The organism is Catenuloplanes sp. NPDC051500, from assembly GCF_044454585.1.
In the GTDB taxonomy this organism is placed as follows: Bacteria; Actinomycetota; Actinomycetes; order Mycobacteriales; family Micromonosporaceae; genus Catenuloplanes.
Genome location: NZ_JBITDX010000002.1, coordinates 166,915 through 192,033, shown reverse-complemented (window position 1 = coordinate 192,033; position 25,119 = coordinate 166,915). Strand labels below are relative to the sequence as shown.

Here is a 25,119-nt window from a genome sequence, read left to right as displayed (position 1 = left end):
ATCCCATGGAAAGCGGGCTCTCCCGGAGCACGATGTCCTGTTCGCAGCGGCCGTAGAGGTGTGGCCATGATCATTCTGGACAGTTGGTACAAACTGCAAGGTTATGAAGACTTTGTAAAAGCTGCGTGAACCAACCGCGTCGGCGAGACGTTGAGCAGGATTCGTACGCCTCGCAGCACGGTTGGGGGACGGCATGTCCGGTAGCAGCACACGTGACTCGTTCATGTCGTTGTGCCCGGACGGCCGGCTGATCCCGATCGACAACGGCGTCTTCTTCCACCCCTATCCGATGAAGACCCCGGTCAACCTGCTCGAACTCCAGCGCGCCATGAACGTCGGCGCGCGGGCGGGCGGCCCGGCGTTCTTCATGGACGGGCAGGGGCTCGGCGACGTGGCCGCGCTCGAGACGGTCCAGCGGGTGACCCGTGACCTGCTCGGCGATCTGGGCGCCGGCGCACGGATCACCACGGTCGCCACCGGGCGCGCGGAGAAGTCCTGGCTCACCGCCGCGGACATGGTCGGCGTACCGATCACAGTGGTGGGCGCCCCGGCGACGGAGCCGTCCGCCCGTCTGGTCCGGGACGGCGACGCGCTTCACGTGCTGCCGAAGGGCCTGGCCGCGATGCGCGCCGTGCTGGCCACCGCCGCGGAGCTGGCCGAGGCCCGGGACACCCCGGTCTGGGCCCGGCTGGAACAGCTGGCCGACCGGGTCGCGGAGGCGCGCGAGGAGCACCGGGTGCCGCGCTCCGGCTCGGTCTCCGGCACCGTGCTGTGGCAGGCCGGCTACCAGCTCGCGGCCGGGCTGGTGCTCGGCGCGCCGGCCGGTCCGGAGGCCGCGGCGCTGACCCGGTCGGTGCAGCCGGTCTCCGAGGCCGCGCTGCTTGACCTGTTCGGCGGCACGACGGTACGCGGAACCCCGCCGCTCGGCGAGCCCACGCTTGTGCACGTCCCGGGGGTGGACGGTGCGCCGGGCCGGGTGCTGTGGCTGGTGCCGCGGGAGGGCGCGCTGTGGCGGGTGGACCTTTCGGCCGACCCGGCCGACGCGCTGCGCCGGTTCGACCCCGCGGACCTCCCGGCCGGCGCCACGGTGCGCACGCTCCGGCAGTCCTCCGCCGCATCGAACGGACCCGGTGCGCGCGCCTCGGTGCTTGACACGCCCACGAGCCTGGTGGACGCGCTGCTTGACGCGCCGGTGGGCCGCGCCGCGGCCGGTGGCCTGCCGCCCACCCGGCCCACGCCGCGCGCGGACCCGGCCGCCGGTGTCACGACCGGCGCGCAGGGCCCGGCGGAGCTGGTCCAGGTACAGGTCGATGCGGTCGGGAACGCGCTCCGGGACGGCACGCCGGAGCAGCAGTTCACCGCGCTCGACGATCTGCTGACCCGCCGGCTGCCGCCGATCCGGGCCGGGTTCGAAACGGCCAGGGCAGGGCACGACGCCACGGTACGGTCGGCCACCACCGCGATCGCCGGGCACGACGCCCGGATCGCCGCGCTGGACGCCCTGATCCCGGCCGAGGAGGCGCGTGCCGTCGCCGCGGACGCCGCGTACACCACGGCCCGGGACACGCTCATCGCCGCGAAGCAGGCCCGGGTGGCGCTGGCGGCCCGGATCGACGCGGCGAGGGTCGCGCGTGGCAAGGCCTTCGACGCGGCGGCCCGCGCGGTGCCCGCCGACCACGCCCGGCTCAGCCAGGCCTCCGTCGAGGCGAGCCGGCTCGTCGACCAGCTCACCCGGCAGGGCCTCGCCGACGACCAGGAGATCGTCCGGCTGACCGGCCTTGAGGAGGACGCCCAGGAGTACGCCGACGGCCTGCGGAGCGAGATCGCCGCGCTCCGCGCCGAGCACGGCCGCATCCCCGGCCTGCGCAGCGTCGAGGAGCAGCGCCGGACCGACGCGATCGCGGCCCGGGACACCGCGGCCGTGGACCGGGACCTGCTCGACGAGCACCTCGCGTACCTGCGGAACACGGCCGCCGACTGGGCCCGGATGGAGCTCGGCGACGCCCGGCGGCTGGACGCCAGGATGCAGGCGGCCGAGGCGGACGGCTCCCCGCTGCGCCGGGACTTCGGCGCCGCGGCCGGCGAGGTGGCCACCATCGCGGCGCGCGGTGCGGCGATCACCGTCGAGGACGTCGGGCGCCTGGTCTACCTGCACCATCTGGCCGGCGTCCGGGCGTCCGCGAGGGCCGATCACGGCGATACCGCGCCCGCCCTGGAGGCGGCGCACGTCGCGCACCTGGGCCGGCTGACCGGGTACACCGGCACGGCGGCGGTGGACGGCGAGGCCGCGCGGCTGGCCGGGCGGCAGTCCACACTGACGTTCTGGAGCGCACTCGCGGACCAGTTCGATGCCGCGCAGTCCCCGGCCGAGGCGGCGCGCGCAGCGGCGATGCGCCGCGCCCGGGAGGAGATCGAGGCCGCGCAGTCCGCCGGGCGTCAGGCGAACCTGCCCGGTCTGGTCACCCGCCTGATGGACCCGGACGGCCGGCTCCGGGGCGAGCCCTGGCACGGTGCGTCCGGGACGGCCGCGTCGCTGCGGCGGGCGCTAGCCGAGACCGCCGGTGAGGTGGCGACGCTTCGCGCCAGGATCGAGGCGGCCACCGCGCCGTCCGCGCCGTGGTTCCTGCGCGAGCGGCACGTGCTCGGCGACAGCTACGTCAAGGACGTCCAGCCGCTCGGCGCGGCCGACGTGCAGGCGATCACCACGCAGGTCCGGCCGAGCGTGGGCGACTCCGCCCGGCCGTGGCGGGCCGACGGCGCGGACATCGCGCCGTGGCTGACCGCGACGCTCGGCTCGCAGAGGGCCGACGACTGGGAGCGGCTGATCGACACCGGCGTGGCCGAGGAGTTCAACGGCAAGTACGTCCGCGTCTTCGTCCGCCCGTCGAACCCGCAGTTCCGCCGGGTCCGCCCGATCCGCCCGGGCCGAACCGGCCAGGACGTGCAACTGCAGCTCCGCTTCGGCGAGAAGTCCTTCAGCCAGTCGCGCGGCGGCTCGCGCGCCTGGAACCTGCCGCTCGGCGTGATCACCGTGCTGGCCGTCGCCAGCGACGTGCTCCAGGCCGTGGTCGGCCCGACCCTGCGGCTGTTCACCGGCGGTTCGCGGCGCTGGGCCGAGGCGGCCGGGGGCAGGGTCAACTCGGAGAATTTCGCGTTCACCGGGGACTGGGCGCTTAACGAGTACGACACGGACGCCCAGGTGGTCGTGGAGGTCGACGGCCGGGAGATCGTCACCCACAACCTCGGCAACCACCTGCTGATCCACTCGCCGCAGCTGGTCTCCACCCACCGGGATGCGGAAGACCCGATGACCGTCGGCGAGGCGACGAAGGTCCGGAACCCGGGCGCGCTGCTCGGCCAGGACTACGTCTTCAGCGCGGCCGACTTCGAGGACCCGCTCAGCGAGCTCGGGAGGCAGTTGCGCGCCGACCCCGCCTTCCTGCTCAACGACACCCAGGCCGCGCGCGTGGTGGACCGGCTCCGCCAGCAGTTCCTCAACCCCCGGATGGTCAAGGAACAGAACCAGTGGTGGACAGCGGACGCCGGGGTGTCGCCGCACATCACCATGGGGCTCGGCCGGGGCAGGAACCTCGACGGCCACCTGCGGACCGGCGGCAAGCTGCTCGACCTGCGCCGGATCACCGAGACGCCGCCCGCGATGATCCGTAACGACCTGGGCGGGGCCACCTCCCGGACGGCCGGGCGCGGCGGCAGCTCGGCCGCGGGTGGCCGGCTCGGCGCCGAGTTTCCACTGAGCATCAGCGATCACCTGGTCCTGCCCCGCCTGGACGTCCTCACGCTCAAGTTGAACCGGGACGTGGACCGCTCCGCCTCGATCGAGTCCTCCGCGCAGTACCTGCTGGTTCGTGGGGACAAGCTCATCCGGTACGCGGCCACGATCTCCACCGAGCTGACGCTCGACACGAACCGCGGTCAGCTCACCGTGCGCCACCCCACCGTCGTCGAGCTGGCCGTACCCGCGCGCTACGCGGCCGCGTTCGAGGAGCAGTTGCTGGAGTCGCCGGCGCTGCGCGACGCGGTCGAGCTGCCGAAGGGCACGCTGACGCTCGCGGCGAAGGGCGCCAAGCAGGTCAAGCCGTTCCCGCGCGGCGGCGTCACCTCGCCGGACCAGCTGCGGAAGATCGCGGCGACGCACCGGATCGAGGTCATGCTTCCGGAGGACCGGAACCCGGACGGGGCCTGGCAGTGGGCGGCCGGGCATGCCTCCGTGCGGATCTCCCGGCCGGACGACACCTACGCGACAGTCGCGGACGTGCCGGACATCCGCTATCAGGTCGACCCGGAGAATGCGGACCGGATCCTGGGCGCGACAGTGTTCACCAGGTCCGCCGATCCCACGCACCCGGAACCGGTCTCCGCCGTGTACGTGCCCAATCCGGCTCATCCGGTCAGCGGCCCGGCCGGGCGGCGGGAGACGGCCGCCGACCCGTGGGGCGCGCACGGCGTCCGGGACGCGGTGGACCTGTTCGCACTTGCCAAGAAGGCCCCGATCGAGCTGGCGATCGCGGGCCGGGCCGCCGCGCCCGCGTTCACCGACCTGCCCGCCGCTCTGCAGAGCCTGTCCGTGCTGACCGGCCAGGTACGGCTGCACGGCGACGGCGACCACCAGCCGACCCCGGCAGGGCAGGAGGCCGCGGCGTTCCGGTACGTGGTCGACGACCGGGGCCTGGTACTGCGCGCCGTGCCGCTGCGCACCTCCGGCGGGGCGGTGCAGCCCGGTACGCCGGTGCCGAACCCGGCGCTCTACCTGCCGGCGCAGGGGCACACCACCGTACCGGCGGATGAGGCTCTGGCGTCGGTCAATCGGTTCCTGGACGGGCTCGACGTTCCCGACTATGCACAGGTGCAGGTCGCCGACGGGGTGCCGGCCGCGATCGTCACCGCGCTGTCCGCGCATCCGCGGGTGGAGGTGGTGGACCACACAGGCGTCCGGCTGGCCGGGCAGACGCTTCCGGACGCGATCAGGAACGACACGAACCCGGCCGGGATCCGGCGGCACGTCGTCACCACTGACGGCTGGGTGAACGGCGATCTCGCACCACTTGCCGCACCGACCCGGGAGCCGTGGGCGATGGCCGCCCGTACCGGCCTCGGTCCCGGGGTGATGAAGGAGATGCCCGGCGCAGAGATGATCTTCGGGGATGCGCTGCGGCTGCTCGAGCACCAGATGAAGAAGGCCGGCCGGACGCTGAAGCGGGGACGCCGGACCAAGCGGTTCGCCGAGCTGGCCGCGAAGCTCGGCGTGCCGGGCATGCGCGGGTTCCAGCGGTCGATCTTCGACGGCGGGATCACCGACACGTACACGGTCGGCGACCTCACGTTCCGGGTGAACCTGACCGGCACGCTCGGCGACCTCCGCGAGGTGCGCACCGTGCCCGACTACCTGCTCGACACCAAGCGGACCGGCCGTTCCGGGCTCAGCGTCCGCGAGCTGATGGCGTACCAGATCGGCGCGCGCGTGGACGGCTCCGGCCGGGTGAGCATCAAGGACTTCTTCGGCCTGCGGGTCAGGCTCGTCGACCTCCAGGCGATGTTCGACCGGGAGTACGCGAACCAGGTCGGGCTGTCCCAGGCCGGCGCGCGGCGGCGCAAGGTCCGCGGCACGCTCACCGAGTTCGACTACGACGTCCGGTACCAGCTCACCGTGTCGGCGATCGACAAGAACGGCAAGGTGGTCAGCGACATCAGCACCCGCACGTACGGCGGCGAGGCGTTCCACGCCCCGGTGCGGGTGGCGGAGGAGGATCTCGCACCGGCGCCCGGCGGCACGCACAGCCAGGAGCCACTGCCCGGCGACAGTTCCCCGGTCACCCGGCTCAGCCCTGACGAGTCGCGCGCCGCCCGCTCCTGGCTCGACGGTGGCGAGCCGGCCGGCTACCTGTCCAGGGTGGACGGCAACACCGAGGGCATGTACGTCTGGCTGAACCAGGTCGGGACGCTCGCCGAGTCGGTGCAGGCCTTCATCGACGGCGTGGACGGCACTCCCCGGACCGCCTCCGCCACCGCGGCCCTGCTGCGTGACCTCGCCCCGGACGGCGGCCGGCTGACGATGGAGTCCGGCGTCGCGGACGGCCTCAAGCCCGACTACCTGGAGCCCCGGGCCAGCGACCTGATGACCCGCCTCGGCATCGTGGTCCCGCTGAGCCGGGGGAAGGACGGCGCGGTCCGCCAGCTCCGGGTCCGCCTGCTACCGGCGAACGCGCGGTTCACCCGGCCCACCGACGGCGCCACCAACCGCGACTACCAGGACTCGAACCTGCAGAGCGGCGGCAGTGAGGGCGACGCGGTCAGCGCCCAGGCCACCCTCGGCGTCGGCGGCATCTTCCAGTGGGGGCCCGGTGCCGCGGCGCTGCCGGACGACGGCGACGGCGCCCAGGGCAGCAGCTACCTGCCCGGCCAGGATCCATCGCCCGGCCAGCAGGTGCCGGCGGCCAGCCGGGGCGCCGACCATGTCAACCTCGGGCTGGACGCCGCGATCTCCGCCCGCCTGGGCGAGACCACGTCCGCGCTCAACGGCGGCACCTCCACCACCCGCGCCGGGTACGAGGGCCGCTCCTACAACCACTCGGCGGACGCGGTCTACCTGGTCACCTACGAGCGGTACTCGCGCGGCGGGGTGCTGAGCAAGCACGAGCACGACCTGAAGATCGCGCACGGGCTGGACACGTCCACGCCGCACGTGACGGCGAAGGAGCTCGGGCTGCCGATCCCGGCCGCGGACGAGCGGGTGATGCCGGCGAAGACCGTGGAGCTGTCTCCGATCCACAAGGAGCTCGCGTTTGCCGCCTCTCCGGTGGAGAAGCTGACCGCCGCCCGGAACCGGACGGTGACCCGGGGCGGCGTCACCCGCACAGTGCGGCAGGACGTCCTCGGCGTGGTCAAGGAGCGGCTGCGCGGCATGGACGTCGCGGTGGACGACCCGTCGATCTCGCTTGCGGTGGAGAACCTCTTCCGTACCAGCGCGATCAAGACGCACTACCGGACCATCCGCCGGGACGGCCTGGAGGCGCTGATCACGCTGAACCGGGGGATCGGCGGCGTCAAGCGGATCGGCATCCGGCTCACCGCCGACGACGGGCCGCTCAGCTACGAGCGGCCGCGCCCGGACGTCAAGGGCACGATCAGCAAGGGTGGTCTCGACCGGAAGAGCCTGACCGAGGTGTTGGACCAGTCCGTCAAGATCGGGCCGGCCGGTGATGCCCGGTTCGGACCCGGAGACGCCCGGATGGCGATCGGCGCCGGCGCGGAGGCGGAGTGGGGCCGGACCGCCGTCGACAGCCGTTCCCGGTCGGACCAGCCGTACCTGCGTGTGTCCCCGACCAACCCGGACAGCCAGGAATTCAGCGCGCACACCGTACTCAAGCTGGAGTTCTTTGAGGCTTCTGACCTGCCGCAGGCGATCGAGTCGGTCGTCTCGGCCGGGTCGGCGACGGTCAAGATGGTCGACACGATCTCCGACGGCTGGCTGCGCACGCTGCTCCAGGACGCGGTGACCGGGACGCGGAAGCCGAAGCACGTCGATACGGTTCCCGGCCGGCTGCGGGTGATCACGCCGAGCCACCTGACCCAGGACAAGCCGCACTTCGAGAGCGTGCCGCACCTGCGCAGCGACCTGCCGGAGTCGGCCGGTGACATCGTGCCCGCCTCCGTGCAGGTCTTCAACCGCAATCCGCCACCGGGCGGGCCTGCCGACCTCCAGGCGGACCTGGCCATGACCGCGCAGCTGGCACCGCACGTGCAGGGGCTGGAGATCTTCGGGTTCGACAGGTTCACCAGCTGGCTGCCGACCACCCGGATGCCCGGCGCGGAGCGCTACAACACCGCCAAGCCGGTACCGCGCCTGCCCGGGTACGCCGCCTTGTCCACCGCGCTCACCTCGGTGAAGGCGGCACTCACCAGCACAAACGTCACCCCGAACATCGGGCGGTTGCTCAACGGCAGCTACACGGTCAAGGGCGAGGGCTCGGACGAATTCACGGTACGGGCGGTGTTGCGCGCCGCCCGCTGGCTGTCCCGCGGCGACTACCGGGCGACGAACATGCCGATCACCGTGTCGGCCCTGAACCAGCAGCGGGACCAGCGGTCCGGCCTCAGCATCCGGCCGCTCGAGGTGGAGGCGGGCCCGCGCGAGGGGGACGAGAAGGCGATCGGGTCCACAGGTATCGCCGGCAGCGGGTCCCGTACCGGCGGGGCCGCGGGCGGCGCCGCCAACGTGGAGATCGTCTACGAGAAGAAGGCCGGCGACTACGACTACTTCTGGTTCGATCTGACGCTGATCGGCACGTCCGCAAACGGCCGGGCCTGGGTGCGCAGCGACGTCCCGCACGGGCTGATCGCGCGCATCCCGTCAGAGATAGCCGCCCAGGTCTTCGGCCCGCGCCCCACGCTCGGGATCATCGACCAGGCGCTGGTCCAGGCGATCGCGGACGACGTGCCGCCGGCCTTCGTCGCAGACCGCCGGTTCATGGTCGAACGGCTCGCCGCCGCCCGCCCGGCCACGCCTAACCTGCTGCGGCAGGCAGAGCTGGACGCGGCGGTGCAGCGGCTCCGCGACTGGACCGCCGCGACCGAGACCCCGGCACTCCCCGCCGGTGCGGTGCCGCCGGTGAACCCGCCGGAGGACTGCGTGATCCGGGCGTTCGGCGCGTTCATCGCGGTTCACCGCCGCACCGCCAACGGCACCACAGACACCGACCGCGTCGGGCACGGAGCGGCGGAGGACCTGGCCACGTCGCTGCGGGGCGACTTCGCCCGGCTCTACGACCCGGACCTGCTCTGGCAGTACGCGGCCGGCCGGCCGGGCAGCATGATCGCGGTCCGGGTGCCGCCGCCGTCCGGTGGCATGTCGCACCTGTTCTGGGTGATGTCCGTCGGCGGCGGCCGGATGATGTGGGTGGACGGCCAGCGGCACGCCGCGTCGGCCGCGCCGGCGACGATCGGCACGTCGATGGACAACCTGCGCGGGCGGATCACCGACCAGCACGCGCAGATGTTCCGCAAGAGCGGCACCGAGGTGCTGATGCTCGACGAGCGCGGCCGGTCGGTGAACCTGCGCGAGGCGCTGCCCGGCGCGCTGACCAGCCGCGCCGCGGGCGACCGGGTGGGCCGTCGCGCGTCCGGCCAGCTCGCGGCGCCGTCTGCCGTACCGCTGATGGATCTCCCGTCGCTGACGCCGATAAAATCGCTGACGCCGGTGACGCCGGTGACGTCGCCGACGCCGGTGACGTCGCCGACGCCGGTGACGTCGCTGGCGCCGGTGACGTCGCTGGCGCCGGTGCAGGAGTCCTCGACCCGTGAGATCCGCATGCTCGGCGACTTCAGCTCCCCGCGCGCCGCGGGGGTGCTGCGGGAGCTCACCGCGGCGGCGCGCGGTGCGGACGGGCCGCCGGTGGTGGTGATCAACCTGGGCGGCCCGCCCGGGACAGGGCTGGAGGCGGTCAAGCAGCTCGACGAGATGCTGCGCAACGACGCCTGGCGGGGCGTGATGCCGATCGTGGCCGCGACCTCGGGGGCAAAGCCGGCCGAGGACGCGTTCGCGTTGGTCCGCCGCGCTCACCGGCCGATCACCGTGCAGGAACGGATGCTCAAGTTCGACGTGTTCTGGCAGCTCTTCGAGCCAGGAGCGCCGAACCCGGTCAACCTGCCGGAGGACGCGGTGACCGCGCTGCGGGAGGCGGAAATGCTGCCGCCGCCGATCCGCCACACGCTGACGCCGGTGCTGGCCGAGTGGATCGCCTCTCCGGACTGGGCGCATGCCGAGGATTACCAGCGCGCGCACGACGCCGGGCTGGGCGATCCGGCCGTCGCGGGCGAGCTGCGCCAGGTGATCGCGGAGAATCCGGACGACCAGCGCCTCCCCGGGCTGCTGCTGGCGCTTGAGGTCGCGCGTCGCGCGGGCGGCGTCCCGGCCGGCCGGCTCGCACCGTCCGCGACCTCGTTCCTGCGGGTGGAGCCGGTCTACGACGCCGGAACACAGGGCCCGGTGCCACCCACCTTCGTCTACGACTACCTCAAGGGCGCCGGGGGTACGCGCCGGGACCGGTTCGCGATGGACGGGCTCCTCTTCCAGCTGATGCTTGCCGGGCAGCTCAGCCACGACGAGACGCTGACGCTGCTGCGGTCCGCCACCGCCAACCGGCTCGACCAGGCGAACACGAAGGTGTTCGAGGTGGTGACGAAGCTGCTCGGCCAGGTCTCGCCGGAGCAGCTGCGCACCGACTCGGCCGCGGTCACCGCGAGCTTCGTGGCGATGGTCGGCTCGGTCTCCAGCCGGCAGCCGGGCTCGCTGCCCGAGGACTGCCTCGACCCGGTCGACCGGACCGCCTGGGTGGGCCGGCTCGACGCGCTGCGCGACCGGATGGCCGCTCACGGCGACGAGATCTCCCGGCTGCGCGCCCAGATCCTCGACGTCATCACCTACACACTGTCGAACTGCTGAACGGGGGACCGTCATGGACCTGCCCATCGCGATCCGGCACTCGGACGCCATCTGCATCGATCACATGCTGCCCACCTCGACCGGTGCCCACGTCCACACCGAGTCGATCTCGACCCGTAACCGGGACCCGCGCCTGCGCCGGACGACCGGGCTGCCGGCCATGGAACGCTATGCGTACCTGACGTTCGGCAAGGAGATCCAGGACGCGCTCGGCAGCGGCACCCGGCTCGGCGGGGACCGTGCCCAGGCGGTGCTGTACCAGTTCCTGCGCGGCGTCCCGATCGAGTCCGCGGACCGGTACGTGGTGCGGCTCGATCCGGACGGCCTGTCCCTGTCCGACGTGGCCGCCCGCGCCGACCTGATCGGCCTGCCGATCGAGGTCCCCCGGGCCGGTCTGGCCCCCGGCGCGCCGGTCGACCCGCACCGGCTGATCGGTGTGGACGGCGGCATGCGGCCGGCCCCGGTCGACGGTGCGGAGTTCCTGCGGGTGATGCCGATCCGGCACCGGGCGGCGGACGCCTACGCGGCGGTCCCGGCCGAGATGCTCGACCTGGCGCTGCGCACGCCGTACCCCGGGGCCCGGCTGGTCCTCGACGACGACGGCGTCCGGCTCGGCCTGCCCGCGCCGCTCGCCCGGCACGCCTACGCGGACACGCTTCGCACGCTGTCCCGCCCGTTGCGGCCTGCGGACGCGGTGGGGGCGCCACCGACGGAGATCACCGGTTACGGGGACCTGCTCGCCGCGATGGCCACGCCTGGCACCCGTGCTTTCGTGACAGTCCTGGCCCCGTCCGGCGCCGAGACGACAGTGCTCGCGTTGCACGACGCGCACGGCGTGTCCTTCCTGGACCCGGGTACCGGGGGCGCGGCGCTGCTGCCGGCCGCGCCGGAGCGGATCACGTTCACCCCGGCCGCCGGTGAGCCGGGCCTGAGCCTGGCCGACTGGCTCGCCGAGATCCGCGCGGCCCGGCCCGCGGCCGCGGCCCGTCCGGTCAACCGCTCGTCTGCGATCCACGCGCTGCCGGTCGGTGGCACCGGCCGCACCGTCGACGTGATCGGGTCGCCAGGTGCGCTGACCGCCCGGTTCCACTCCGAGATCACGGCCGCGGCCGAGGGGGTGGACGCGCCGGTGGTGGTGATCGCCACGGACCGCCAGCAGCGCGGACCATCCCGGCGCCAGCTCGCCAACCTCGAATGGCAGCTCTTCCAGCACCGGCAGAATCAGCTGGCCGGCGGCGACCCGCCGATCGTGGTGATCCACGGCGAGGCGCCGTCCGGCCTCCGCGAGCTGCTCGGCGGCTACGACTTCGCCATGGTGCACCAGCCGCGTACCTCCGGCGGCGGGCTGAACCTGAACCTGGACAACCTGTGGTCGGCCCGGGACGCAGCCGGGAACACGGTCTCCGCGCCGGCGCCGACGATTACCGCGGACCTGCTTCGCAAGGCCGGTACGGCCCGGCCCGCACCAACTCCGGCCGGGGAGCCGGCCGACGAGCGGCTGCTGTCGTTCCTCTCCACGCCCGTCGACGACGTGGCGGCGATCAAGTCGGTGCTTGACGAGCAGGGCTCCGCGCTGAAGTCGCTGCTTCCGCAGATCGGCACGCTCGGCGTGGTGCAGAAGGACCTGTTCGCGGCGTGGGAGGCGATCCTTCGCATCGAAGAACGCGGTGATGCGGCGCTCTCCGGCGCCGCGTTCGGCTACCTCGGCGCCGGGGACGCGCGGAACACGATGTCGCTCTCGGTCGTACCGTCGCTTCTGGAAAAGGATTCTGAGACACGTGGCGGCGCGTTCGACGACCTGATCGACCTGACGAAGGGGCCGCTCGACGACGGCGCCAGCCGGGCGATCCTGGACGGGATCCGGCGGGGACTGGCCGGCGCCCCGGACCAGGAGCTGAAGCAGCTGATCTACCAGCACTCCGTCTACCTGCCGGAACGAGGCCGCACGGACTGGATCCGGCAGCTTCGCGATCTCGCCGGCGAGAAGCCCGAGAACACCGCGCTGTTCGAGAAGATCGCGCTCTACGTGGAGACGTGTCCCTGACCTGAGGCTCAGCCCACGTGGATGCCGGGCCGGTTCGCCGCGTCCTTCTCGGTCTGCCGGATGATCTCGCGGACCACTGGCGCGGTGTCGCCCCGGCCGAACAGGAGGTAGCGCAGCAGATGCACGACCGGGCTGCCCTCGGCCCACTCGAAATAGCAGTGCGGGCGCACGCCTGTCGCGTCCCGCAGCGCAAGCAGCACGGCCGCGATCGCGTTCGGCGCGGCCGGGCTCTGCGTGCGCAGGATCCGGTACGGCCCGACCTCCGCGCCTGTCACCCGCAGCACGCCGCTGAACTCGGACGGGTCGGCCACCTCGACCTCAAGGAACATCACGTCGGCGCGGCCCGGGACCGGGTTCATCCCGCGCTGCTCGCCCTCCTTCTCCGCGTACTCCGACTCCTCGCAGGTGCGCGGCCGGTGCGCGATCAGGTTGAGCGCGCCGTCGTGCGCGATCGAGTCGGTGACGAACCGGCGGGCCGCGTCGTCGAACTCGATGCGCTCCGCGCGCAGCTCAGTGGTGCGGGTGACCCGGGAGATCAGCGACACCACGATGATGCCGCCGATGAACAGTGCGGAGATCGCGATGCCGTCCGGCTTGGCGATGATGTTCTCCGCCATCGCGTAGCCAAGCACAAGCGTCAGCGCGATGAATCCCACGCTCGCCAGGCGCTTGCGGTGCCGGATCGCGAACACGGTCACCGCGACCGCGCCGGAGACCATCATCGCGAGGATTCCCGTGGCATACGCGCCGGCCTGCGCGTTGACGTCCGCGCCGAACGCGATGGTCAACACCACGCTGATCAGCGTGTAGACAAGCACCACCGGCCGGACCGCGCGCGCCCACTCCGGCGCCATGCCGTAACTCGGCAGGTAGCGGGGCACGATGTTGATCAGACCGGCCATCGCTGACGCACCGGCGAACCACAAGATCAAGATCGTGCTGATGTCGTACGCCGTGCCGAACGCCTCGCCGAGCCGCTCATGCGCCAGGTAGGCGAGCGCGCGCCCGTTCGCCGGACCGCCCTCCTCGAACGCTGACTGCGGGATCAGCACGCTGGTCACGAAGCTGGTCGCGATCAGGTAGAAGCTCATGATCACGGCGGCCGCGGTGAGCAGCCGGCGGGTGTTGCGCACCCGGTTCTCAAGCCGCTGCGCCGCGTCCTCGCCCTTCGCCGCGACCAGCGGCATCATGCTCACACCCGTCTCGAAGCCGGACAACCCCAGCACCAGCAGCGGAAACGCGATCACGGCGGTGGTCAGCACGCCGAAGAAGCCGTCCTGGCCGGTGGTCAGCGCCGTCGTCCAGCCCTCGAGCGCGCCGGGCGTGCTGAACACGTCCGTCAGGCCGACGCCGACCACCACCAGGTTCAGGGCCAGGAACACGGCCACCAGCGGGATCGCGACGCCGACCGCCTCGCTGAAGCCGAGCAGGAACACGCCGCCAAGGACAAGCAGCATGGCCACCGTGATCGGTACGGCGAGGCCGTGGAACGCGGTCGGCACGTACGGGTTCTCCAGCAGGTGCACCGACGCGTCCGCTGCGGAGAGCGTGATCGTCACGATCCAGGACGTGGCCACGAAGCCCAGCAGGATCAGCACGAACAACTTGCCCCACCAGAACGGCAGCAGGTTCTCGAGCATCGCCACCGAACCCTGGCCGCGCGGGCTCTCCCGGGCCACCCTGTGGTACATCGGCAGCATGCCGAGCAGCGTCAGCGCCACGATCAGCAGCGTGGCGAGCGGCGACAGCACGCCCGCGGCAAGCGCCGCGATGCCGGGCAGGTAGGCGAGCGTGGAGAAGTAGTCCACGCCGGTCAGGCACATCACCTTCCACCAGGCCTGGGGCGTGGCGTGCGAGTCGGTGCTCTCCGGGCCGACCGGCTGCACCCGGTCCTTCAGCAGCCACCGCCCAAGCGGGGTGCCCGGCGGACGCTCCCGCGCAGGGCTCTCCACGTACGCCGGAATCGCCAGCTCAGGGCTGCCGCCCATAGTCTCCCCCTCGATCGATGACGCCGTCCGGCACGGTACCCGCTCGCGTCACGCGCCAGTCATCGCGCTCCGGCCTGGCGGCGCATGTCAACCGCGCGTATACGTACCCCCTGTTGAATGGCGCTGTGATTCGACCTCCCTATGACGCGGGCGTCGGGGCCGTGCTCGCCGCGGCGGGCCTGGACCGGGACGTGCCCGCGCCGGCCGCCGAAGACCTGATCGCCGGGCTGCGAGCGGGAAACTCCGAAGACCTCAGCGGGTACGACGTGGTCCGGCGGGACATCACCGCCGACGGGTTCCGTGGCGCGGCGCTCACCGCGTCCGTGTACAGCCGCCCGGACCATTCCGGAACCGGTCCGGGACTGTTCGTGCTGCACGGCGGCGGCATGGTCGGCGGCACCCGGTTCACCGGCCTGTCGATGCTGCTGCCGCTGCTTGCCGCGCACGACGTCTCGCTTGTCACAGTGGACTACCGGCTCGCACCGGAGCACCCGGACCCGTACCCGGTCGAGGACGCCTACGCGGCCCTGGTCTGGACCGCGCGGAACGCCGGTGACCTCGGCATCGATCCCGGCCGCCTGATCGTGGCCGGCGTCAGCTCCGGCGGCGGGCTCGCGGCCGGCACCGCACTGCTGGCCCGCGACCGCGGCGGACCCGCGCTGCTCGGCCAGCTGCTGATCTGCCCGATGCTCGACGACCGCGGCCGGACCGTGTCGGCCCGCCAGTTCGACCGCAGCGGCACCTGGACCGGCGGGCACAACCGGGCGGGCTGGTCCGCGCTGCTCGGCACGCGGGCCGGAACGTCGGACGTGTCCGCCTACGCCGCACCGGCCCGCGCCGCCGACCTGTCCGGGCTGCCGCCCGCGTTCCTCGATGTCGGCTCCGCGGAGGTGTTCCGCGACGAGAGCGTCACCTACGCGAGCCGGATCTGGGCCGACGGCGGCGACTGCGAGCTGCACGTCTGGCCCGGCGGCACGCACGCGTGGGACGCGCTCGTCCCGGACGCCCCGATGGCCCGGCAGGCGGCCGCGGCCCGGTCCGGCTGGCTGGGACGGCTAATCGCCACCCCCGCCGCCGTCGCCTCCGCCGTCCCCGCCTGAGTCGCCCCAGTCGCCGCCGTCCCCGTCGCCGCTGCTCCAGCGGCCCCGGCGACGGGAGAACGGGAGCCACAGGCCGGCCAGGATGAACAGCAGCGGCGTGCAGTAGAGCGCGAGCGTGAGCGGCTCCGGAATCACGATCGCCGAGTCGCCGTTCACGCGCGCACTCACCTGCGTGCTCTGCCGCAGCCCTTCACCGCTGATCTCGCCGGAGACGGCCGCGCCGTCCACGGTCCACGAGGCGTCGCAGACCTGGTGGCTCTCGTTCAGGCCGTCCCGGCACGGTCCGTCGACGGTCACAGTGGTTTCCGGGTAGGTGAACGCGATCAGGTGCGGCCAGGCGAGCTGCGAGAACGCGAACGCGCCGACCACGACGAAGATCAGTCCCAAGAGGAGGCGGCCGGCGGCCGACAGAAGTCTGCCCATGAGCGGTGAGGCTAGCCGGGGCGGGCAACGCGCGGCCGCCGGAGGACCAGCCCGGACGGCACCGGATGATCCGGCCGCCTACCGGGGTTTCGGTGGCCGCCGGGGTGTCGGCGGCTGCCGGGGTGTCGGCGGCTGCTGCGGCGGGCGCGGCAGCCACCGATGCCGTCCACAGGCGAGGGTGTCACCCGGTCGCGCGGGCGTGGAAGCGGTTCCCCTCCGGATCCGCAAGCAGCCAGCCGTCCGCGTCCGACTCCGGCCCGGCGAGCAGCCGCGCGCCGTGCGCCAGCAGATCCGCCGGGGACTCGTCACGCAGCTGGACGTGCCAGTGCACGCGGTTGCGGGACGGCCGGGGATCCGGCACCGGGTCGAAGACCATGTAGTCCCAGGGGAACCCCGGCGAGCCGGTCACCGACACCGCCTCGCCCTCGTAATCCACCCGCCCGCCGAGCACCACGCTCCACCAGTGGGCCAGATCCCGCGCCGACTCGCACTTGACGACCAGCTCGAAGATCCCCGGCGGCCGGTCGTCAGTCGCCGGGAACGCGCAGAACTCGTTGCCCTCGGGATCGGCAAGCACGTACCAGGGATCTGCCCCCGGTCGCCGGATCACGGCCACGCCCGCCGCGATCAGCTCCGTCGGCCGCTGCCCCGGCAGCCGCAGATCCACGTGCACCCGCGCATCGTCCGGCGGCAGCGACTCCACCTGGTGCAGACGCAGGATCTCCGCGTCCGGCCGTTCCGGTATCCGGTCGATCCGCAGCTGTAGCGCATTCTCCTGCCGCAACATGCCACCGCCGAGCGCGGTCCGCCAGAACGCCGCCTGACCGCCTAGATCGAGAACATCGAGTGTCAGTCCGTCGAATTGCGCCATCGGCCGGGTCGCTTTGATCAAATCTTTGGAAAGCATGGCGCGCAAGTACCACATCCTTCGGCGTCGTAAACGACCGCCTCGAAAGAGTTAGCATCAGAGCAATTGTGGTTCCAGTCGATCCCGATACCACGATTCCAGGATCGGCCAAAGGCCCGCATCCCCGTCCTCGAGAACCGCCGCCGCGCGCTCCCCGTGGGCCGCCGGAAGGTATTCCCACAGGTGGTTACCGTCGTTGGCCTGCACCGACCCTTTGGCAAGCAACGGCTCGTACCGCGCACTGCCGGCCGGCCCCGAGACCGTGAACACCCCGTTCTGACGCCGCCTGATCACATCCGCCATCGTCTTTGCTCCTGTCATTCCGGAATCTTCGGGTTGTACCCCCGCAGATACGGAACTCACCACACCTTCGGGTGATTGCCGTCCATTGTCATGATCACCCGGACCCGGGTGATCATGACAATGGAACCGCAGTACACCGCCGCCGGTCTGGCCGCGGCCCGCGTCGCCGCCAGAGCCAGAGCGAGAACCAGCCCACCGACAACGGGGAGATCGTCGGCGCCGACGTCGACCTCACCACCGCGCACCGCGACTCCGACCCCACCCCGGTCGGCGAGGCCGAGGCAGACCGGCGACGGGCGGCCGACTTAGCCCCTGGGCGCGTGGCCCGGGCACCCCGCCCGGGCCACGCCGGCGACTAGGGTCGGACCATGTACATCGCACGGATCCAGGTGGAGAACGTTCGCGGGTTCTACGACCGGCGCGCGGTGGATCTCGACCTGACCCGTCCCGACGGCACCTACGCCGGCTGGACCGTGATCGCCGGCCGGAACGGTTCCGGAAAGACATCGTTGCTGAGGGCACTCGCCCTGACCATCAGCGGTCCATTCATGCGAGGGCTCGCACCGAGCCTGCCGAGCTGGATCTCGGCCGATCGCCCCGCGGGCAGTACGACGGTTGCCGTGGCCGTCGATCACGATGTCGATCGTGCTCGTCAGGAGCTGCCCTTCTCTTTCGCCTCGTTCTCGGTCCGATGGGGAACACTGCGGCCGAACGCGTCGGCATCGATGTCAGCGTTGTCGTCCCTCAGGGCGGGCGCCGGATTTGAGTTGCAGGCATCTGTCGACAACGAGGTCCAAGGCGAGCGACTGGGTCCCTGGGACGATCGCTCCGGGGGCTGGTTCTGCGCGGCATACGGACCATTCCGTCGTCTCACGGGCGGCTCCGGGGACGTTCAGGGGTTGATGCAGGCGCCCGGGCCCATTTCCCGGATGGCCAGTCTCTTCCACGAGGACGCCTCGCTCGCGGAGGGGGTTTCCTGGCTCATCGGCTGGCATCTCCGGTCGCTCGAGCAACGGCCCGGTGCCGCCGAGTTGAAGAAAGCCGCGCTTGCGGTGCTGGGCGACGGTCTCCTCCCCGACGGTTTCGCTGTACGCAGCCTCGATTCCGAGGGTCTGTGGGTAGAGAACGGCGGCCGGCTCTTCCCGCTCAGGGAGATGAGCGATGGATATCGGTCCGTCGCCGCCCTGGTGGTCGATCTGCTGAAACAACTGCACGAGACCTACGGGGAACTCGAGATCGACGAGAGCGCGGGCTTCCCGAGGGTGATGGCGCCCGGCGTGGTGATCATCGACGAGGTCGATGCCCATTTGCACGTCTCCTGGCAGAAGCGCATCGGCACCTGGCTGAAACAGCATTTTCCGAGAATTCAGTTCATCGTCACCACGCACAGCCCGTATGTCTGCCAATCCGCCGATCGCGGGGGACTCATCCGTCTTCCCGGTCCCGACGAGAACGAACCGCCTACGGTGGTCGATGAGGATCTGTACGAGCGCGTGGTCTACGGCAGCGGTGACGATGCGGTTCTCTCCGAGCTGTTCGGCTTGGATACCCCGTACTCCGACGCGGCGCAGCACCTCCGCCGTGAACTGGTCGAGCTGGAGCATGCCGTTGTCGTCGGCACCGCGGCGCCGGAGCAGCGCGAGCGGTATGGGTACCTGTCCCGCCTGCTCACCAGTTCACCCGCGACCCGTGTCGCCGAGGTGGCAGCTCGGCTGACTGACCGGTCAGCCGAGCAATGATCAGGCTGTCCAGGATCGCCCTTCCGGATGGGCCTGTGGTGCGCCTGACTGAGCTCAGCCGGCAGATCCGGGCGGCGCCGGGTCCGGATCGCTACTCACTGGCGACCAGGCTCTGGTCCGGCCGATCGGTGAGGAACGCGGTCTATACGCCGGTGAAGGAAGCGCTCTGCAGCATGGCGCCGGGCCGGGAGCGCTGCATGTACTGCGGCGACAACCACGGGACCGACGTTGACCATTTCGAGCCGGTCGCCCGTAATCCGCTGCGGACCTTCGACTGGCTCAATCATCTGCTTGCCTGTTCGAACTGCAACAGCCATCAGAAGCGTGACCGATTTCCGTGCGACGCTGATGGCCGGCCGCTGCTGATCGATCCGACGGCGGAGGACCCGGCCGATCATCTGTTCCTGTCGCTGTCGGTCGGCGAGTACAAGGCGTTGAGCGACAAGGGGGCGCGGACGATCGAGGTCTGCGACCTGAACCGTGCTCTGCTCGCGCGCGGCCGGATGCAGGCCCGCCGGGTGGTGGCGATGGCGCTGCGCGGCTGGCGTGACGACCGTGACGCCGGTGACGCGGCGGGGATGGCCGAGAAGGTGCTGACCATCCGGGAGCAGCCGTTTGCCGACGTCTGCCAGGCGATGCTGCGCCAGGCGACCGCACCGGGGGCGGATGTGATCTTCTCGGACAGTCCGGATCTGATCGCGCTGCTGTGCAGCGAGCCGCTTCGCGAGGCGCTGCTGGCCTGATCAGCGGTGGTAGACCGTGACGTCGATGGCGTAGTGGTCGGCGCGGTAGAGGTTGTCGGCGAATTCGACCGGGGAGCCGGCGGCGTCGAACGCGGTCCGCTGCATGCAGATCAGCGGCGCTCCCGGGCCGATCTCCAGCAGGCGTGCCTGTGCGGTGGTCGCCGCGCGGGCCGTGATGCGCTGCGTGGCCACGGCGGGACGGCCGCCGCGTGTGCCGAGGAGGTGGTAGAGGCCGTGGGTGGTCAGGTCGGCGGCGGTCAGGGCGGCGAAGCGGGGTGGGAGCCAGTTGCGGAGGATCGCGAGTGGGGTGCCGTCGGCGAGGCGGAGGCGTTCGCAGTGGACCAGGTGTTCGCCGTCGGGGAGGCCGAGCATGCGGCTCGCCTGGCGGTCGGTGGCGGCGGGTTCGAAGGACAGGACGCGGGTGGACGGGTGGCGGCCGGCGGCGGTGAGGTCGTCGTGGAGGCTGGTGAGGGCTACGCGGCGGCGGACCTGGATGTCGTTGACGCGGGTGCCGGCGCCGCGTTTGCGGGTGAGGAGGCCGTCGGCGACCAGCTCCTCGATGGCGCGGCGCATGGTGGGGCGGGAAACGCCGAGGGTGGCGGCGAACGAGATCTCGTCGGGGAGGCGTTCGCCGGGGGCCAGCAGGCCGGACTCGACGGCCTGCTCCAGACGGCTGCTGACCTGCAGATATAGCGGGTCTGGGAGGCTGCGGTCGACGACGATCAGGGGCAGTGGCATGTGGTCACCTGACAAGCGGGCCTGTTTGTCAGGACAAAGTATTGACCTCGACGCCGGGTGAGCGGAAGCTCGCGGGACGGAAACACGCCGGAAACCGGGGAGGGCCCCACCGTATGACCGGGTTCGAAGTCGTCACGATGGGGCGCGTCGGCGTCGATCTCTACCCGCTGCAGACCGGCGTCGGGCTCGAGGACGTGGAGACGTTCGGCAAGTTCCTTGGCGGCAGCGCGACGAACGTGGCGGTGGCGGCCGCGCGGCACGGACGGCGCACCGCGGTGATCACCCGCGTCGGACCTGACCCGTTCGGGAGGTATGTCCGGCGCACGCTTACCGAGCTGGGCGTCGACAACCGGTTCGTGACCGACGTCGAAGGGCTTGCCACGCCCGTCACGTTCTGCGAGATCTTCCCGCCGGACGACTTCCCGCTCTACTTCTACCGGCAGCCGACCGCGCCGGACCTGGTCATCCGCCCCGAAGAACTAGATCTTGACACCGTACAAGCGGCAGATCTCTTCTGGTGTACGGTGACCGGCCTGTCCCGGGAGCCCAGCCGCGAGGCGCACCACGTGGCCTGGGCGGCCAGGGGCAGGCGGCCGCTCACCGTCCTGGACCTCGACTACCGGCCGATGTTCTGGGACTCGCCAGACGAGGCCGGCACCCAGATCCGGACAGCGTTGCCGCAGGTCACGGTCGCGGTCGGCAATCTCACCGAGTGTGCGGTGGCCACCGGTGAGCCGGATCCGGACAAGGCCGCCGACGCGCTGCTGCGCGCGGGCGTCGAGCTTGCCATCGTCAAGCTCGGCCCCGAGGGCGTGCTCGCCAAGACGACTGACGCGGCGGTACGCGTCCCGCCCACCCCTGTCGACGTGGTCAACGGCCTCGGCGCCGGTGACGGCTTCGGCGGCGCGCTCTGCCACGGCCTGCTTAACGGCTGGCCCCTGGAGCGGCTGATCCGCTTCGCGAACGCGGCGGGTGCGATCGTCGCCGGCCGTCTGGAGTGCTCCACCGCCATGCCCACCACCGACGAGGTAGAGAGCGCGCTGGAGCGGAACCATGCCTGACTTCGAGATGCTGCGTGAGCTGCGCGCCACCCGCCCGGACGCGATCGCGGAGGCGGCGGCGAAGCGGGTGAGACGCGACAGGACCATGACCGACGGCCGCCTGATGCTTGTCGCGGCCGATCACCCGGCCCGTGGCGCGCTCGGCGTGCGCGGCGACGCCACCGCGATGGCCGACCGCTACCAGCTGCTCTCCCGCCTGGTCACCGCGCTGGCCCGGCCTGGCGTGGACGGCGTGCTCGGCACCGCGGACGTGCTCGAGGACCTGCTGCTGCTCGGTGCGCTTGACGGCAAGGTCGCGATCGGCTCGATGAACCGCGGCGGCCTGCACGGCTCCGTCTTCGAGCTGGACGACCGCTTCACCGGCTACGACGCCGCGGCCGTGGCGCGGATGGGCTTCGACGGCGGCAAGATGCTTGTCAGGATCGACCCCGACGACCCGGCCACGGTACGCACGCTCGAGTCTGCCGCGAGGGCCGTGGACGACCTGGCCGCGCACCGCAAGCTGGCGATGGTCGAGCCGTTCCTGTCCCGCCGCGTCGACGGGAAGGTGGGAAACGATCTGAGCGCCGCGGCCGTCGCCAGGTCCGTGGCGATCGCGGCCGGGCTCGGCGGGACCAGCGCGTACACCTGGCTGAAGCTGCCGGTGGTGGACGACATGGAGACAGTGATGGCCGCGACCACGCTGCCCGCGCTGCTGCTCGGCGGCGATCCGTCCGGCCACCCGGAGGAGACCTACGCGCGCTGGGGCCGGGCGCTGTCCGTGCCGGGCGTGCGCGGCCTGATGGTCGGGCGCGCGCTGCTCTACCCGCCGGACGGGGATGTCGCGTCCGCGGTCGACTCGGCGGTGGCGCTCGTGCGCGGCGCGGAGGTGGCGGCATGAGCGCGCGTGTGGTCACCGATCTGACGCCGGAGTCCGCCGGCTGGGCCTATTCCGGTCTGCGGATCGTGGAGCTGGACGACGGTGACACCTATGCGATGGACACGGCCGATACGGAGCTGATTACCGTACCGCTGAAAGGCTCTTGTTCTGTGTCGACGGCGGATGGGGACAGGGCTGAACTGGCGGGGCGCGCCGATGTCTTCGACGGGCCGACAGATGTCGCCTATGTGCCGATCGGCACGCGGCTCACAGTCACCGCGGTGGGAAAGGCAAGAATCGCTCTGGCGAGCGCAAGAGCAACGACAAAAATGCCTTTCCGGTACGTCCCGGTGGCCGACGTCCCGGTCGAGTTGCGTGGCGCCGGGAATTGTTCCCGGCAGGTGCACAACTTCGGCGTGCCAGGTGTGCTCGATGCGGACCGGATCATCGCGTGCGAGGTGCTGACGCCCGGCGGGAACTGGTCGTCCTATCCGCCGCACAAGCACGACGAGGACCGTGACGGCGAGTCGGTGCTCGAAGAGGTCTACTACTTCGAGGTGGCGAACGGCGGGCCCGGCTACCAGCGCGTGTACGGCACGCCGGAGCGCCCGATCGACGTGCTGACCGAGGTGCGCAGTGGCGAGATCGTGCTGGTCCCGCACGGCTGGCACGGCCCGTCGATGGCCGCGCCCGGCTACCACCTGTACTACCTGAACGTGATGGCCGGGCCGGGCGCCCGCGCCTGGCTGATCCGCGACGACCCGGAGCACGCCTGGGTCCGGGACACCTGGGCTGATCAGCCGATCGATCCCAGACTGCCGTTCACAAGCGGGGGCGTGGCATGAGACTGACAGTGGGGCAGGCAGTGGTCCGGTTCCTGGCCGCGCAGCGCACCGAGCGGGACGGCGTCGAGCACCGACTGATCGACGGCTGGTTCGGCATCTTCGGGCACGGGAACGTGGCCGGGCTCGGGCAGGCGCTGCTTGAGGCGGAGCTGACCGACCCGGGCGCGGCGCCGTACCGGCAGGCCCGCAACGAGCAGGGCATGGTGCACGCGGCGGCCGGCTTTGCCCGCATGCGGAACCGGATGTCCACGCTCGCCTGCACGTCGTCGATCGGGCCGGGCGCGACGAACATGGTGACCGGCGCGGCGCTGGCGACCGTGAACCGGCTGCCGGTGCTGCTGTTCCCCGGTGACGTGTTCGCCACCCGGGTCGCGGATCCGGTGTTGCAGCAGCTTGAGGACCCGCGCACCGGCGACATCTCGGTGAACGACACGTTCCGGCCGGTGAGCAGGTACTTCGACCGGGTGTGGCGGCCGGAGCAGCTGCCGTCCGCGCTGCTGAACGCGGCGCGGGTGCTTACCGACCCGGTGGAGACCGGCGCGGTGACGATCGCGCTGCCGCAGGACGTGCAGGCGGAGGCGTGGGACTGGCCTGACGAGCTGTTCGCGCACCGGGTCTGGCACGTGGCGCGCCAGGTGCCGGAGCCGGCTGCGCTGGCCCGTGCCGTCGAAGTCCTGAAAAATGCGATAAAGCCGCTTATCGTGGCCGGCGGCGGCGTGATCTACTCCGAGGCGACCGAGGCACTGAGACTGTTCGCCGAGGCGACGGGCATCCCGGTGGCGGAGACGCAGGCAGGCAAGGGCGCGCTCGCCTACGACCACCCGCTCAGCGTGGGCGCGGTCGGCGCTACAGGCACCCCGGCCGCGAACGAGCTGGCCCGCGAGGCCGACGTGGTGATCGGCATCGGCACCAGGTACAGCGACTTCACCACCGCGTCCCGGACCGCGTTCGCGGCGGAGGGCGTGCGGTTCGTGAACATCAACGTCGCGGCGTTCGACGCGGCGAAGCACTCGGGTGCGTCAGTTGTGGGCGACGCACGGGAAACGCTTATCCAGCTGACCGAGGCTCTGGCCGACTACCGGACGGAAGACGCGTACCGGGAGAGGGCGGGCCGGCTGGCGGCCGAGTGGGACGCGACAGTGGAACGCGCCTACCACCTGGGCCACACGCCGCTGCCCGCGCAGACCGAGGTGATCGGCGCGGTGAACGACGCGGCCGAGCCCCGGGACGTGGTGGTCTGCGCCGCCGGCTCGATGCCCGGTGACCTGCACAAACTGTGGCGTACTCGGGACCCCAAGGGCTACCACGTGGAGTACGGCTTCTCCTGCATGGGCTACGAGATCGCCGGTGGGCTCGGCGTGAAGCTCGCCGCCCCGGACCGCGAGGTGTTCGTGCTGGTCGGCGACGGCTCGTACCTGATGATGGCGCAGGAGCTGGTCACCGCCGTGCAGGAGCGGGTGAAGCTGATCGTGGTGCTGGTGCAGAACCACGGGTACGCCTCGATCGGCCGGCTGTCCGAGTCGGTGGGCGCGCAGCGGTTCGGCACCGCCTACCGGTTCCGGGACGGCGACGGCCGGTTGGCCGGGAACACGCTTCCTGTCGATCTGGCCGCGAACGCGCGAAGCCTCGGGTGCGAGGTGATACGCGCCACGTCGATCGACGAGCTGACCGGCGCGCTGGCCGAGGCACGCAAGGCCGAAGGCGTCATCGTGGTGCATGTCGACGCAGATCCGTACCAGGATTCGCCGGGAAGTGGATCGTGGTGGGATGTGCCGGTAGCGGCCTCATCTACCTTGAACACCGTGCGCGACGCGCACGCACGGTACCGGGAGGGCAAACGCGCCCAACGTCACTACATGTAACCGTGCGTACGCGGAGGGCACACCGCGTGTTGCGCGCTGTATTCCTGA

General features: G+C 71.7%; 15 protein-coding genes. 9 read left to right on the top strand and 6 right to left on the bottom strand.

Translation table 11 applies throughout. The features are described from left to right. Positions 1-193 precede the first annotated feature (193 nt). Both ACIA8K_RS04000 and ACIA8K_RS03995 read left to right on the top strand, forming a co-directional pair. The gene (locus tag ACIA8K_RS04000; protein ID WP_396054716.1) at positions 194-10,459 is read left to right on the top strand and encodes a hypothetical protein; all 10,266 of its coding nucleotides are present in this window, start codon (positions 194-196) and stop codon (positions 10,457-10,459) included. Positions 10,460-10,472: 13 nt separating this feature from the next. Next, positions 10,473-12,503: a hypothetical protein gene (locus ACIA8K_RS03995; RefSeq protein ID WP_396054714.1), complete on the top strand. Its 2,031-nt coding sequence runs from the start codon at positions 10,473-10,475 to the stop codon at positions 12,501-12,503. Between the two features lie 8 nt (positions 12,504-12,511). Here ACIA8K_RS03995 and ACIA8K_RS03990 read toward each other — a convergent pair whose 3' ends face one another. Next, positions 12,512-14,491: an amino acid transporter gene (locus tag ACIA8K_RS03990; protein ID WP_396054712.1), complete on the bottom strand. Its 1,980-nt coding sequence runs from the start codon at positions 14,489-14,491 to the stop codon at positions 12,512-12,514. Positions 14,492-14,616: 125 nt separating this feature from the next. Between ACIA8K_RS03990 and ACIA8K_RS03985 the strand changes: the two genes are divergently transcribed. Then, positions 14,617-15,591 (top strand): alpha/beta hydrolase, encoded by a 975-nt coding sequence (locus ACIA8K_RS03985; protein ID WP_396054710.1) that lies wholly within the window; start codon positions 14,617-14,619, stop codon positions 15,589-15,591. Here ACIA8K_RS03985 and ACIA8K_RS03980 read toward each other — a convergent pair. The 4 genes from ACIA8K_RS03980 to ACIA8K_RS03965 form a co-directional block, all read right to left on the bottom strand. After that, positions 15,547-16,014: a hypothetical protein gene (locus ACIA8K_RS03980; RefSeq protein WP_396054708.1), complete on the bottom strand. Its 468-nt coding sequence runs from the start codon at positions 16,012-16,014 to the stop codon at positions 15,547-15,549. The two genes, ACIA8K_RS03985 and ACIA8K_RS03980, sit on opposite strands and share 45 nt — an antisense overlap. 181 nt (positions 16,015-16,195) lie before the next feature. Further along, a complete protein-coding gene (locus ACIA8K_RS03975; protein WP_396054706.1) occupies positions 16,196-16,885 on the bottom strand; it encodes a VOC family protein in 690 nt (229 codons plus the stop codon). Positions 16,886-16,978: 93 nt separating this feature from the next. Further along, positions 16,979-17,224 carry a hypothetical protein gene (locus ACIA8K_RS03970; protein WP_396054704.1) on the bottom strand — a complete coding sequence of 82 codons (246 nt, stop codon included), beginning with the start codon at positions 17,222-17,224 and terminating at the stop codon, positions 16,979-16,981. Positions 17,225-17,280: 56 nt separating this feature from the next. Continuing rightward, a complete protein-coding gene (locus ACIA8K_RS03965; protein WP_396054702.1) occupies positions 17,281-17,469 on the bottom strand; it encodes a hypothetical protein in 189 nt (62 codons plus the stop codon). A gap of 123 nt (positions 17,470-17,592) precedes the next feature. Here ACIA8K_RS03965 and ACIA8K_RS03960 point away from each other — a divergent pair, with 123 nt between their 5' ends. Together ACIA8K_RS03960 and ACIA8K_RS03955 are read left to right on the top strand one after the other, a co-directional pair. Next, positions 17,593-18,963, top strand: coding sequence for an AAA family ATPase (locus ACIA8K_RS03960; RefSeq protein WP_396054700.1), 1,371 nt, complete (start codon positions 17,593-17,595; stop codon positions 18,961-18,963). Positions 18,964-18,998: 35 nt separating this feature from the next. Then, positions 18,999-19,706 carry an HNH endonuclease gene (locus ACIA8K_RS03955; RefSeq protein WP_396054698.1) on the top strand — a complete coding sequence of 236 codons (708 nt, stop codon included), beginning with the start codon at positions 18,999-19,001 and terminating at the stop codon, positions 19,704-19,706. On the opposite strand, the gene ACIA8K_RS03950 is transcribed toward ACIA8K_RS03955, so the two are convergent. Next, positions 19,707-20,444, bottom strand: coding sequence for a GntR family transcriptional regulator (locus ACIA8K_RS03950; RefSeq protein ID WP_396054696.1), 738 nt, complete (start codon positions 20,442-20,444; stop codon positions 19,707-19,709). Positions 20,445-20,557: 113 nt separating this feature from the next. Here ACIA8K_RS03950 and iolC point away from each other — a divergent pair, with 113 nt between their 5' ends. From iolC to iolD, 4 genes are read left to right on the top strand one after another with little or no spacing between them, the layout of a single operon-like run. Beyond that, entirely contained in the window at positions 20,558-21,505 is a 948-nt protein-coding gene (iolC, locus tag ACIA8K_RS03945; RefSeq protein WP_396054694.1) for a 5-dehydro-2-deoxygluconokinase, read from the top strand. Continuing rightward, entirely contained in the window at positions 21,498-22,385 is an 888-nt protein-coding gene (locus tag ACIA8K_RS03940) for an aldolase (protein ID WP_396054692.1), read from the top strand. Before iolC ends, ACIA8K_RS03940 begins: the two co-directional genes overlap by 8 nt. Then, positions 22,382-23,209, top strand: a complete 828-nt coding sequence (iolB, locus tag ACIA8K_RS03935; RefSeq protein WP_396054690.1) for a 5-deoxy-glucuronate isomerase — start codon at positions 22,382-22,384, stop codon at positions 23,207-23,209. The genes ACIA8K_RS03940 and iolB overlap by 4 nt, the downstream gene beginning before the upstream one ends. After that, positions 23,206-25,071: a 3D-(3,5/4)-trihydroxycyclohexane-1,2-dione acylhydrolase (decyclizing) gene (gene iolD, locus ACIA8K_RS03930; RefSeq protein WP_396054688.1), complete on the top strand. Its 1,866-nt coding sequence runs from the start codon at positions 23,206-23,208 to the stop codon at positions 25,069-25,071. The genes iolB and iolD overlap by 4 nt, the downstream gene beginning before the upstream one ends. Positions 25,072-25,119: the final 48 nt, after the last annotated feature.